Source organism: Microbacterium luteum, from assembly GCF_015277875.1.
Lineage (GTDB): Bacteria > Actinomycetota > Actinomycetes > Actinomycetales > Microbacteriaceae > Microbacterium > Microbacterium luteum.
Window position 1 is genome coordinate 1,264,551 of record NZ_CP063814.1, and the last position, 12,378, is coordinate 1,276,928.

General features: G+C 70.5%; 12 protein-coding genes. 4 read left to right on the plus strand and 8 right to left on the minus strand.

Features of this window, described 5'->3' with window-relative positions; genetic code table 11:
* Positions 1-30 precede the first annotated feature (30 nt).
* Genes IM777_RS06170 through IM777_RS17195 form a run of 3 tightly spaced genes read left to right on the plus strand, consistent with a single transcriptional unit; the run spans position 31 to position 1,780 of the window.
* On the plus strand, positions 31-915 hold the full coding sequence (locus IM777_RS06170) for a metalloregulator ArsR/SmtB family transcription factor (RefSeq protein WP_194384962.1): 885 nt from the start codon (positions 31-33) through the stop codon (positions 913-915).
* Positions 916-935: 20 nt separating this feature from the next.
* Positions 936-1,430: a DNA-formamidopyrimidine glycosylase family protein gene (locus tag IM777_RS17190; RefSeq protein ID WP_228480974.1), complete on the plus strand. Its 495-nt coding sequence runs from the start codon at positions 936-938 to the stop codon at positions 1,428-1,430.
* Positions 1,409-1,780: an Fpg/Nei family DNA glycosylase gene (locus IM777_RS17195; RefSeq protein ID WP_237673321.1), complete on the plus strand. Its 372-nt coding sequence runs from the start codon at positions 1,409-1,411 to the stop codon at positions 1,778-1,780. Before IM777_RS17190 ends, IM777_RS17195 begins: the two co-directional genes overlap by 22 nt.
* A 197-nt stretch (positions 1,781-1,977) precedes the next feature.
* Here the strand turns inward: IM777_RS17195 and IM777_RS06180 are convergent, their stop codons facing one another.
* The 3 genes from IM777_RS06180 to IM777_RS06190 all read right to left on the minus strand — a co-directional run bounded on the left by IM777_RS06180 (position 1,978) and on the right by IM777_RS06190 (position 4,507).
* A complete protein-coding gene (locus IM777_RS06180) occupies positions 1,978-2,529 on the minus strand; it encodes a type 1 glutamine amidotransferase domain-containing protein (RefSeq protein ID WP_071042902.1) in 552 nt (183 codons plus the stop codon).
* A gap of 105 nt (positions 2,530-2,634) precedes the next feature.
* Positions 2,635-4,152 carry a DHA2 family efflux MFS transporter permease subunit gene (locus tag IM777_RS06185; protein WP_194384963.1) on the minus strand — a complete coding sequence of 506 codons (1,518 nt, stop codon included), beginning with the start codon at positions 4,150-4,152 and terminating at the stop codon, positions 2,635-2,637.
* Between the two features lie 154 nt (positions 4,153-4,306).
* Positions 4,307-4,507: a hypothetical protein gene (locus tag IM777_RS06190; RefSeq protein ID WP_071042904.1), complete on the minus strand. Its 201-nt coding sequence runs from the start codon at positions 4,505-4,507 to the stop codon at positions 4,307-4,309.
* A 42-nt stretch (positions 4,508-4,549) separates the two neighbouring features.
* Here IM777_RS06190 and IM777_RS06195 point away from each other — a divergent pair, with 42 nt between their 5' ends.
* A complete protein-coding gene (locus IM777_RS06195; protein WP_071043359.1) occupies positions 4,550-6,514 on the plus strand; it encodes an ABC transporter ATP-binding protein in 1,965 nt (654 codons plus the stop codon).
* Here the strand turns inward: IM777_RS06195 and IM777_RS06200 are convergent.
* From IM777_RS06200 to nadA, 5 genes are read right to left on the minus strand one after another with little or no spacing between them, the layout of a single operon-like run.
* The gene (locus tag IM777_RS06200; RefSeq protein WP_194384964.1) at positions 6,501-7,463 is read right to left on the minus strand and encodes a glycosyltransferase family 2 protein; all 963 of its coding nucleotides are present in this window, start codon (positions 7,461-7,463) and stop codon (positions 6,501-6,503) included. The genes IM777_RS06195 and IM777_RS06200 overlap by 14 nt on opposite strands.
* 24 nt (positions 7,464-7,487) lie before the next feature.
* On the minus strand, positions 7,488-8,615 hold the full coding sequence (locus IM777_RS06205; RefSeq protein ID WP_075807065.1) for a cysteine desulfurase family protein: 1,128 nt from the start codon (positions 8,613-8,615) through the stop codon (positions 7,488-7,490).
* 4 nt (positions 8,616-8,619) lie between these two features.
* Positions 8,620-9,483: a carboxylating nicotinate-nucleotide diphosphorylase gene (gene nadC / locus IM777_RS06210; protein WP_194384965.1), complete on the minus strand. Its 864-nt coding sequence runs from the start codon at positions 9,481-9,483 to the stop codon at positions 8,620-8,622.
* The gene (gene nadB, locus IM777_RS06215; protein ID WP_194384966.1) at positions 9,477-11,030 is read right to left on the minus strand and encodes an L-aspartate oxidase; all 1,554 of its coding nucleotides are present in this window, start codon (positions 11,028-11,030) and stop codon (positions 9,477-9,479) included. The genes nadC and nadB overlap by 7 nt, the downstream gene beginning before the upstream one ends.
* Before the next feature lie 10 nt (positions 11,031-11,040).
* Positions 11,041-12,363 carry a quinolinate synthase NadA gene (nadA, locus tag IM777_RS06220; RefSeq protein WP_194384967.1) on the minus strand — a complete coding sequence of 441 codons (1,323 nt, stop codon included), beginning with the start codon at positions 12,361-12,363 and terminating at the stop codon, positions 11,041-11,043.
* Between the last annotated feature and the right edge of the window lie 15 nt (positions 12,364-12,378).

Consider the following 12,378-nt stretch of genomic DNA (forward strand, 5'->3'; position numbering starts at 1 on the left):
ATCGCCGGAGCGAGAGATAGACTCACATCTATGCATGCGGCTGCGAATGAGCGACGCCTGACGGCGCTCGGGGATCCCACACGCTCCCGCATCCTGCGCCTCATCCGGGATTCCGACGACGGGCGCGCGCTCGTCGGAGAGCTGGCAGCGACCCTCGGACTGACGCAGCCCACGATCAGCCACCACATGAAGGCGCTGCTCGCCGAGGGATTCCTTGTGCGCAAGCCGGAAGGCCGTCGCGTCTGGTACGCGATCCATCCGGACGAAGACGACAGGATCGCGGCGTTCCTCGGGCAGAAGATCGGGCCGGAGCCGGACACAGCTCGCATCGTCGCGGACCTCACCACGAGATTCCGTGGCGTCTTCGTCGTCGAGGCGATCCGATCGGTCGTGACCGACAGCCTTGTCCGCCTGCGCGGCGACGACACAGCGGCGCCGTTTCTCGCGTCGCGCACGGCAGCGTTCGCCTCATCGCGGCTCGAAGCCTTGGCGCGCGCCGACGCGGGCCCCGACGACACGCCGCATGTGCTCTTCGTGTGCGTGCAGAACGCCGGGCGGTCCCAGCTCGCGGCGGGAATTCTGCGTCACCTCGCCGGCGACCGGCTCCGCGTCGCGACTGCGGGTTCGCAGCCGGCCACCGAGGTGCGTTCGAGCATCATCGCTGCGCTCGATGAGATCGGCATTCCGGCCACGGGAGACTTCCCCAAGCCGCTCACGGAAGAGGCGGTGCGCGCTGCCAGCGTCGTCATCACCATGGGATGCGGTGACGCATGTCCCGTGCTTCCCGGGCGACGATATCTCGACTGGGATCTCGAAGACCCGGCGGGGCTGCCGCCGGCCGGCGTGCGGGCGATCCGCGATGACATCGACCGTCGCGTGCGCGCGCTCTACAGCGAATTGGTGCCGGCCGCGTGATCCGATGACATGATGAGCGCATGCCGGAGTCGCCCGAGGTTCACGCACTGACAGAGGCCTTGCGATCTCGACTCCTGGATGCGCGAATCGTGCGCATCGACCTCGCGGAATTCCGCGTGTGGAAGAGCCGCGATCGCCGGCCCGAGACGTTGGCGGGCGCGGTGATCACGGACGTCACACGCGCCGGCAAGCACACGCTCGTCGCGACCGACCGCGGTGTTCTGGTCATCTCCTACGGGCGCGCCGGGTGGGCACGCTGGCCTGGCGATGGATCGGATGACGGCGACGGCGGCGACACCGACGGCCAACGCGACGAGCCGCCCGTCGTCGCGACCCTCGAGACGGATCGCGATGGGCCGATCCGCTTGCGGCGGACTGGCTGTCGTTCTCCCTCGCGCTGGTCGAAGACGCGCATACGTTGCCGGCCATCGCCGCGCTGGGGCCGGATCCGGCGCGATCCGACTACACGCGCGCTGACTTCGACGGCGTGGTGGTGGGACGGCGCAAACAGCTGAAGGCCCTCCTGCAGGAGCAGAAGTCGTTCGCGGGGGTGGGGAACGCGTACTCCGACGAGATCCTGCACATCGCCGGGTTGTCACCGCTCGCGCAGGCGTCGACCCTCACCGAGGATGAACGCGACCGGCTGTATGACGCTCTCCGTTCCGCGCTCCACGACGCCGTCACCGCGAGAGCCACCGTGCCGATCGCGCACCAGAAGGCCGCGAAAACGGCGGCGATGCGTGTTCATGGACGCGCACACGAGGCGTGCCCCGTGTGCGGCGGCGTCATCCACGACGTACCCGGGTCGCGCGGCGGCGCTCAGTACTGCCCGGGGTGTCAGACGAGCGGTGTGCCGCTGACATGACGTGCGCACGGCGATACGATCGGGACATGACCACGTCGAACCTGCCGACCCCTCCGGTCGATGACAAGAAGCTGCTCGCCACCATCGAGACCGCATCCGAGGGCTCCTGCTGCGGCGGAGGCGCCTGCGGCGGCGAGTGATTCCGCGATGACGTGAGGGGAGCCGGGTCGAGGCCCGGCTCCCCTCACGCGTGTGGTTCAGGCCGTCTGGCCGGCGTGCTGACCCTCGGCGATCTCCTCCACCGTCTTGGCGTTGAAGGCCGGCAGATCGTCGGGCGTGCGACTCGAGGTCAGTCCCTGATCGACGACGACCTCCTCGTCGACCCAGGTTGCCCCGGCGTTGCGCAGGTCGGTCTTGAGGCTGGGGTAGCTCGTGAGCGTGCGCCCTTCCAGGACCCCGGCATCGGCGAGGATCCAGGCTCCGTGACAGATCACGGAGACGGGCTTGTGCTGTGTGAAGAACGCGCGCACGAACGCCACAGCCCGGTCGTCCATCCGGAGATGATCGGCGTTCACGACACCGCCGGGGAGCACGAGCGCGTCGAACCGGTCCGCCTGCGCGGATGCCACATCGAGGTCGACACTCTGCTCGTGGCCGTTCTTGCCGGTCACGGTCCCGTCGGCGGGGGAGACGAGTGTCGCCTGTCCGCCGGCAGATGTCACCGCACCCCAGGGGCTGGTCAGTTCGCTGTCTTCGAACCCGTCGGTCAGGAGGAAGGCGACCTTCTTGCCGTCGATGTTCTCGGTCATCGCATGACTCCTTTCGGTCGGTCGGCTCCACGTTAGGTGAAGGTCGCGAACCCTCGGAGGGGATTGCGCGCCCGCGGCGCGGACGCTACCGACCGACGTCGCCGGTCAGTGCGCCATCGGTGCGGGTGCGTCGTCGGACTCATCCGGCTTGCGAATGAAGAACGCGCCCACGATGAGGGTCAGCGACACGATCGCGGAGATGAGGAACGCGGCGTGCGCGCCCTGGGCGCCGGCCGCGATCTCGTCGGTGCCGGCGTCCATGGCGGCCGTCTGCACCCCCGACATGACGGCGACGAGCAGAGCGATGCCCGCGGCGCCGCCGACCTGCTGCATGGTGCTGACGACCGCCGAACCGTAGGAGTAGAACCGGCGGGGGAGCGAGGCCAGTGAGGCCGTGAACAGCGGGGTGAACGACATCGCCAGGCCCAGCGACAGGGCGGTCTGCGCGATGAGGATGAGCCAGATCGGCGTGTTCTGATCGAACGTCGTGAACATCCACAGCACGCCGGAAGCGATGATCGAGCCCGGGAAGAGCAGCACCCGCGGCCCGAAGCGGTCGTAGAGGCGTCCGACGACGGGACCGGCGAGTCCCATCAGCAGCGCGCCGGGGAGGACCACCAGCCCCGTCACCGAGGCGGAGACCTCGAGCACGTTCTGCATGTAGAGCGGAATGATCGTGATGGCGCCGAAGAACGAGATCGACAGCAGCCCGAACTGGGCGACCGAGAGCGAGAAGTTCGCCGAACGGAACACACGCAGATCGAGCAGGGGCACGCCGCGCGTCTGCAGCGCGATCTGGCGCCACGCGAACAGGGCGAGGGCGATGGCGCCCACCGCGAGAGACACGATCAGCGTCGTGGTGGCGGCCGTACCGGCGGCCTCTTCGGCGGCGGAGCCACCGTGTGCGGCCGCGCCGCCGATCTGGCTCAGGCCGTAGACGACGCCGCCGAACCCGAACGCGGACAGGACCACGGAGAGTGCGTCGATCGGCTCACGGATCGTCTCACCGATGTTGCGGATCCATATCGCGCCCACCGCGAGCGCCGCGAGGGCGATCGGCAGCACGATGCCGAAGATCCAGCGCCAGCCGAGGGTGTCCAGCAGCACGCCGGACATCGTCGGACCGATGGCGGGTGCGAGCGCGATCACCATGCTGACGCGTCCCATCATCCGGCCGCGCGCGTGCGGCGGCACGACGTTCATGATGGTCGTCATCAGCAGCGGCATCATGATCGCCGTGCCCGAAGCCTGCACCACGCGTCCGACCAGCAGGGTCGGGAAGCCGGGCGAGACCAGGGCGATGAGGGTCCCGAGCGAGAACAGGCTCATCGCCGCGATGAACATCACCCGTGTCGGGAAGCGGCGCAGGAGGAAGCCGGTGATCGGGATGACCACGGCCATCGTGAGCATGAACGCCGTGGTCAGCCACTGCGCCGCGACGGCGGTGATGCCGAGATCGGTGATGAGGTGGGGGATGGCCACACCCATCGTCGTCTCGTTGAGGATCGCGACGAAGGCCGCGGCCAGGAGGAGCCAGATGACCCGGTTGCCGTCGGCCGAGACCGTGCCCGTGCGAGGAAGGCCGACGGTGCCGGTGCCGGGCTGGACGTCAGTGGCGGCCATGGGGTCTCCGATGGATCGGTCGCGCGAGCGAGAGGGAGAGGATGCGCGAGCGCGCAGCAGAACCGCGCCGAAAACGGCGCACGTCACAGGCTAACGGCGGCAGCCGACACCGGTATTCCCACTCCGCGGATTTTTCCGCGGAGTTGTCGGAGTCTCAGCTGTCGGAGGCCTCGTCGTCCCACTGCTCGGACCCGATCGCGTCGGTCGGCTCCGGCGTGGGCTCGCGGTCCTGCCAGCCGTGAGGCGTCGGGTTGACCATCTCCTCCACGGGCACCTTCTTCAGCTCGTCGATCTCCTCGCGCAGCGCCTCGAGGTCGGATCCGTCGTGTGCAGGCTGGTCGCCGGAGGTGCTCATGGAGCCGAGCCTACCGTGCACGGTTAGCCTGAATCCATGACGATGCTCGGGCCGCCCGGCCGCGGTGGAGGCTTCCGCGGTGTCGACGAGGCCGCGCAGCGTCGACAGAACGCGCAGGCTCCGCGGGTGCGGAATCTGGGGTCCCGCGTGGTGGCGCTGTTCCGGCCCTACGCGGGGCGCATCGCGGTCACCGCGGTGCTGGTGATCGCCGCCGCGGCGGTCGCGGTCATCCCGCCTCTGCTGGTGCAGCGCGTGTTCGACGACGCCCTGTTCCCCGTCGACGGATCGGCTCCGAATCTCTCACTGCTCGTGGTGCTGGTGGCCGCGATGATCGGACTCTTCCTGCTCTCCTCAGGTCTGTCGGTGATTCAGACCTGGCTCACCGCCACCGTCGGAAACAGCGTGACGGGCGATCTGCGCGTGCGCCTGTTCGAGCATCTGCAGTCCATGGAACTGGCCTTCTTCACGCGCACCAAGACCGGTGCCATCCAGTCCCGTCTGCAGAACGACGTCGGCGGTGTGGCCGGGGTGCTCACCAACACCGTCACCAGCATCTTGGGCAACGCCGTGACCGTCGTCGCCTCGCTCGTCGCGATGGTGATCATCGACTGGCGCCTCACGCTCATCGCCGTCGCGATCATGCCCTTCCTGGTGATCGTGCAGCGGCGAGTCGGTCAGGTGCGGGCCCGCATCGCCGGCGAGACCCAGGAGTCGCTGTCGGAGCTGACGGCCATCACCCAGGAGACCCTGAGCGTGTCCGGCATCCTGCTGTCGAAGTCCTTCAACCGGCAGCGCACCGAGTCGCAGCGTTTCCAGGAGGAGAACCGCAATCAGGTGCGGCTGCAGGTGCGCCGGGCCATGAGCGGTCAGGGATTCTTCGCGGTCGTGCAGGTGCTGATGTCCAGTGTTCCGGCCATCATCTACCTGGTCGCGGGCTATCTCATCACCGGCGGCGCCGACGCGATCACCGCGGGCACGATCGTCGCCTTCACGACCGTGCAGGCGCGCCTGCTCATGCCGCTCATGGGCCTCATGCGCGTCGCGCTCGACCTCCAGACGTCCTCGGCGCTGTTCGCCCGCATCTTCGAGTACCTCGACCTGACACCGACGATCAGCGACCGCCCCGACGCCATGAGCGTCGACGACGCTCCCGGCCCGCTCGGTCGTGTCGAGTTCCGCGATGTCGCGTTCCGGTATCCGGATGCCGCCCCGGACACCGCCGCGACCCTGGACGGCGTCTCCTTCGAGGTAGAGCCGGGACAGCACGTCGCGTTCGTCGGGCCCTCGGGCGCGGGCAAGACGACGATCCTCTATCTCACCCCGCGCATGTACGCCGCGACCGGCGGCGAGGTGCGCTTCGCCGGGGCGAACGTCGAGACCCTCGCTGGCGCGTCGATCATCGACCACGTCGGCATCGTGTCGCAGGAGACGTACCTGTTCCACGCGTCCATCCGCGAGAACCTGCGCTACGCCAAGCCCGATGCGACCGACGCCGAGCTCGAAAGCGCATGTCGCGCGGCGAACATCCACCACGTCATCGCGCGATTCGCGGACGGGTACGACACCGTCGTCGGCGAGAGGGGATACCGGCTGTCCGGCGGGGAGAAGCAGCGCATCGCGATCGCCCGCGTGCTGCTGAAGGACCCGCCCGTGCTCCTCCTGGACGAGGCGACCTCCGCACTCGACACGGTGTCGGAGCGGGTGGTGCAGGAAGCGCTGGAGACGGCATCGCGGGGGCGCACGACGTTGTCGATCGCGCACCGGCTGTCGACGGTGATCGGCGCCGATGTGATCCATGTCGTCGATGGCGGCCGCATCGTCGAGTCCGGCACGCACGGCGACCTCGTCGCCCGGGGCGGCCTCTACGCGGAACTCGCGGCCCAGCAGCTGGCGGCCTCCCGCATCCTGGAGACCGAGGAGGCGGAGCCGCATCCCCCGATGCCCGAACGTCGCGGCGACCGGGCCCCCGATGACGTCGTCGACCCCGAAGTCGTCACCAGAGGCTGACCGCGTCGATCGTCGCCCGCAGCGCCGGATCGAGCCGCGTGCGAGCGGACTCGGCGCGATCCCAGACATCGCGGGTGAACGCACCCAGAAGCTTGCGGTAGGCGGGGTCGGGGTGGGATTCGGCGATGGGCACGAGGCGCGGCACATCCATCGACAGGATGAGGAGCACCCGCTCCTGCAGGGCGGCCGGCACGCGCGCCGCGTCGAGGACGCCCAGCCCCGCCGTCATCGCGTCGAGGCAGTCCCGCAGCACCTCCACCCGCTCCTCGTGCTGGGTGATCGAGGAGCCGTCGGCACGCACGCGCCAGCGCACGACCACGTCGGGCACCGTGTCGAACCGGCGGGCTCGCGTGTACATCTGCTGGGCCAGCACCTGGTCCTCGTAGAGGCGACCCTCGGGAAATCGCAGGCCGGCTCGCCGCCAGAAGTCCGACCGGCTGACCTTGGACCACGCCACCACGTTTCCTCCGGCGGCCGGATGCGCCGCCAGAGTGGTCGCTCGCCGGGCGGGGGCGGTCGCCGCCGCGACCCACGGCTGCACCTCGCCCTCGACGTAGCCGCCGCGGCCGTCGGGACGAAGTCGGGTGTACGCCCCGACGGCGAAGTCGCTGCCGGTTTCCTCGAGGACGCCCAGCAGGGTGGCCAGCGCCGTCGGGGTGAGCTCATCGTCGGCGTCGAGGAAGCCGAGGTACGGGGTGCCGACGCGGGCGAGCCCGGTGTTGCGTGAGGCGCCCAGCCCGCGCCGGTGCTCGTGCCGCACGAGGCGGAAGCGGCGGTCGGAAGCGGCGGCTGTCGCGAAGACCTCGGCGGTGGTGTCGTCCGACCGGTCGTCGACGAGCACGGCGGTCCAGTCCTCGCGGGTCTGCGCCCTGAGGGAGGCGAGGGCGGCGGGTGCGTAGCCGGCGACGTTCCAGCCGGGAACGATCACGGTGATCGCAGGACTCGTCACGTGCCTGATCCTCCAGCTGCCGCGTCACACCGCGGCGACCGAGGCGGCGACGGCGACGGCGACGGCATCCAGCGACCCGACCCACGCGTGCGGCAGGGTGAATCTCACCGCGGTGCGGGCGAGATCGTGCTCGACACCGATCGCGGTGAGCACGTGGGAGGCTTCCTCGCTTCCCGCCGCACACGCCGATCCGCTGGAGGAGATCACGCCGCGACGCTCCAATTCGAGCAGCACCGCTTCGCCGCTGACGCCGGCGAAGGTGAAGCTCGCCGTTCCCGGGAGGCGCCTCTGGGGGTGACCGGTGAGCCGTGCCGAGGGAACCTCGCGCAGCACGCGCGCGACGAAGGCGTCCCGCGCCGCCGCGACCCGGGCCGCGGCCTCCTCGCGCTCGGCCTCGGCGAGTTCGAGCGCGACGGCGAAGCCCACCGCGCCCGCGACGTTCTCGGTCCCCGATCGTCGATCGCGCTGCTGACCGCCGCCGTGGATCACCGGCTCGAGGGGGATCCGCCCGCGGATCATCGCGACGCCGATGCCCTTCGGGGCGCCGAGCTTGTGTCCTGCGAGCGTGAGCGCGTCGGCGCCCAGCCCGGACAGGCGCATCCACCCGGCGGCCTGCACCGCGTCGAGGTGAAGACGCGCCGACCCACGAGCGTCGGCCAGCGCGGCCGCATCCTGCACGGTGCCGATCTCGTTGTTGGCCAGCCCGATGCTCACCACGGCCGTGTCCGGCCGCACGGCACCGGCCAGGTCGCCGGGATCGATGACCCCGTCGGCGTCGACGGGGAGCACCGTCACCTCGAAGCCGTGCAGCCGACGCAGATAGCCGACGGATGCGAGCACGGACTCGTGCTCGATCGGGGACGTGATCACATGCCGCGCGCCGGAGTTCTGCAGGGCCGCCAGCGCGATGCCCTTGATCGCGAGGTTGTTGGCCTCGGTCCCCCCGGAGGTGAACACGATGTCGCCGGGCCGCACGCCGAGTACCCGCGCCACGCGGCGCCGGGCGTCGTCGAGCGCCGCCGCGGCTTGCTCGCCGACGGTGTGGTGGCTGGAGGGGTTGCCGTATGCCGAGGTGAGAAAGGGCGACATCGCCTCGAGCACCTCACGCCGCACCGGTGTCGTGGCGGCGTTGTCCAGGTAGAGGCCCGACACCTCCTCACGCCTCCGATGCCGCGACCCGGATGTCCAGGCCGAGGTCGAGAGCGCGGGCTGAGTGCGTGAGAGCTCCCACAGAGATGACGTCGACGCCGGTCTCGGCGATCGCGCGCACCTGCTCGAGCGAGACCCCTCCCGACGCCTCCACGATCGCTGCGCCGCCGATCCGCTGCACGCCGGCGCGCAGATCGTCGAGGGAGAAGTTGTCGAGCATGATCGTGCCCACACCGGCCGCGAGGACTGCGTCGAGCTGGTCGAGCCGGTCGACCTCGACCTCGACGTGGGTCGTGTGGGGAAGCCGCGCTATGGCACCGTTCAGGGCCGCGGTGACGGAGACGCCCCGGTCCTTCAGGACCGCCAGATGGTTGTCCTTGACCATCACGGCGTCGCTGAGCGATGTGCGATGGTTGTGGCCGCCGCCGCAGCGAACCGCGTGACGCTCGAAGGTGCGCAGGAGCGGCGTGGTCTTGCGCGTGTCGGCGATGCGCGCGCCCGTGTGCGCGACCTCGGCGACGTACCGGGCGGTGAGGGTGGCGATCCCCGACATCCGCTGCACGAAATTCAGACCCACCCGTTCGGCCGTGAGCACGGCGCGCGCCGCTCCGGTGACCACCGCGAGCGTGCGTCGCGCCGCGAACGCTTCACCGTCCGCGTAGCGCACGTCGACGTCGATCGACGGGTCGGTGAGTCGGAACGCCGCTGCGAAGACGGTGCCGCCGGCGAAGACGCCCGGCTCACGCGAGGTCAACTCTGCGCGGGCGACGGCGTCTTCGGGGATCAGGGTCTCGCTGGTCAGGTCGCCCCAGGGCGCGTCTTCGTCGAGTGCGGCCTCGACGATCCGGTCGATCACACGGCGGGTCAGCATGGGGCTCCGATCAGGGCGGGGGAGCGGTGCGCGGACGGACCGGCGTTCGGCTCATCGATGCGGACGTGGGCACCGACCGAGCCGGTACGGGCGGATGCCGCCGCGAGCATGTGCTCGGCGACCAGCAGCAGGTTGTCGTCTTCGGCACCGGAGTCGTTCGCCGCGGTCTCCGGCCGGGCACTCCGCCATGCTGCGACCGTCTCCGCGGCCTGACGGAGACCCTCGCCGTCGCGGAGGAGTCCGGCGTGTCGCCACATCAGATCCTGCAGGGCGGCGCGGGTGAACGGCGTCGTCGGAGCTCCCGTGTTCCGTGCGGGAAGTGCTGCGGCTACCGGCGGGGTCGCGCGGGACGCTGTGATGCCGGACCGGCTGCCCGCGTCGGCTGCGGCTGCCACCCGCGCACCGAACACCACCCCTTCGAGAAGCGAATTGGAGGCCAGCCGGTTCGCGCCGTGCAGTCCGGTCCGTGCCGTCTCACCCGCGGCCATCAGACCCGGAACGCTCGTGCGGCCGTCGAGGTCGGTGACGACGCCGCCCATCAGGTAGTGGGCCGCCGGCGTTACCGGGATCGGCGTCCGCGACCAGTCGATTCCGGCCGCTCGCACGGCGCGGTCGATCGTGGGGAAGCGGGCCGCGAGGAAGGCGGTAAGGGCGTCGGCATCGTGACGGAGACCGGTGGCGTCGAGATGCACGGGCCGCCCGCCCTGCCGCATCATCGCGTCGGCGATTGCACGGGCGACGACATCGCGGGGGGCGAGCTCGCCGTCGGGATGAGCGTCCAGGGCGAAGCGGCGTCCGGTGTCGTCGATGAGCACGGCGCCCTCGCCACGGACGGCTTCCGACACCAGGAACGGCTCGGGCGCAGCGAGCACGGTGGGGTGGAACTGCACGAACTCCAGATCGGCGACGGCCGCCCCGGCGCGCAGGGCCATGGCGATGCCATCGCCGGTCGCGATACGAGGATTGGTCGTGTGCGAGAAGAGGTGCCCCGCGCCACCGGTGGCGAGGACGACGGCATCGGCGGTCAGGACCTCGCCGTCGCGGATCGTCACGCCGCATGCGCGGCCATGCTCGATGACGATGTCGGCGGCGAAGCAGTGCTCCCGCACGGCGATCCCGGGCGTTCGTCGCACCATCGCCGACAGGGCACGCTGGATCTCGCGACCGGTTGCGTCGCCGCCGGCATGGATGACCCGCGCGGAGGAGTGCGCGGCCTCGAGACCGCGGACGAAGCGTCCGGTGTCGTCGGTGTCGAAGACGACCCCGCGTGCCACCAGCTCCGCGATCGCCGATGCTCCGGACTCGGCCACGATCCGCGCCGCGCTCGGGTCGCCGAGCCCCGCGGCGGCGGTCAGCGTGTCGGCGACGTGCGCGTCGACGCTGTCGTCGGGGAACGTCACGGCGGCGATGCCGCCCTGCGCCCACGCGGTCGCCGTGTCGTCGAGTGCGCTCTTGGTCACGACGGTGACCTCGATGCCGCGCGCGGCGCTGTGCAGGGCGGCGGTGAGGCCGGCGATTCCGCTCCCGACCACGACGAGGGTTCGCACGGGTCTCACCTCACGCCGCCGGGGGCTTGGCGGCGAGCATCCGTTCGAGCGCGACACGCGCGGGATCGGCCACCTCGGCCGGCACCGTGATGCGGTTCTCAACGCGCCCGGCGACAAGGCCCTCGAGCGTCCACGCGAGATATCCCGGGTGGATGCGGTACATGGTCGAGCACGGGCAGACCACCGGGTCGAGGCAGAAGATCGTGTGCTGCGGGTGCTCCGCGGCGAGCCGCTGCACGAGGTTGATCTCGGTGCCGATGGCGAAGGTCGTCGGCTCCGCGGCCGCCCGGATGGCCTTGCGGATGTAGTCCGTCGATCCCGACTCGTCGGCGGCGTCGACGACGGCCATGGGGCACTCCGGATGCACGATGACGCGCACCCCGGGGTGCTCCGCGCGTGCCTTGTCGATCTGGTCGACGGTGAAGCGCCGATGCACCGAGCAGAATCCGTGCCACAGGATGACGCGGGCGGCGTCGAGCGTGCCCTCGTCCGAGCCGCCGAGCGGTCGGTTCGGATTCCACATGGGCATCTGTTCGAGGGGCACGCCCATCGCCTTCGCGGTGTTACGTCCGAGGTGCTGGTCGGGGAAGAAGAGCACGCGGCGTCCGCGCTCGAACGCCCACTCCAGCACGGTGCGCGCGTTCGAGGACGTGCACACGATCCCCCCGTGGCGGCCGACGAAGCCCTTGATGGCGGCGGAGGAGTTCATGTACGTGACGGGGATGACCGGCACGCGGCCGTCCGAATCGACGGCGGCCATGTCTCCATAGACCTCTTCGAGCTGCTCCCAGCACTCCTCGACCTGGTCGATGTCGGCCATGTCGGCCATGGAGCAGCCCGCCGCGAGGTTCGGGAGGATGACCGCCTGCTCCGGCCCGGACAGCAGGTCGGCGGTCTCGGCCATGAAGTGCACGCCGCAGAAGACGATCGCCTCGGCATCGGGGTGCTCCAGCGCGGCGTTCGCGAGCTGGAAGGAGTCGCCGACGTAGTCCGCGTGGGTGACGACCTCTTCGCGCTGATAGAAGTGCCCGAGCACGACGACGCGGTCTCCGAGCGTGTCCTTGGCGGCGCGGATGCGTGCGTCGAGCTCGGCGTCGCTCGCCTCGCGGTACTCGGCGGGCAGCTCGCCCTGCCGGGGCGCGCCGGTGGGGATCACGTCGCCCATCGACGCGCCGGGGCCGTAGCCGGGTCGGGTATCGATCTCCCACGGGCCGTCGGCGAGGTCTGTCGAGCACGTGTCGGCAGGGTCGGAGCCGGCGACGATGCGCTGGATGAGGTGGTCGACGGAAGCGTCGGTGGGACGGGGCTGCAGCGTGACGGGGGTGGCGGCCATGGCGTCCTCTCTTCT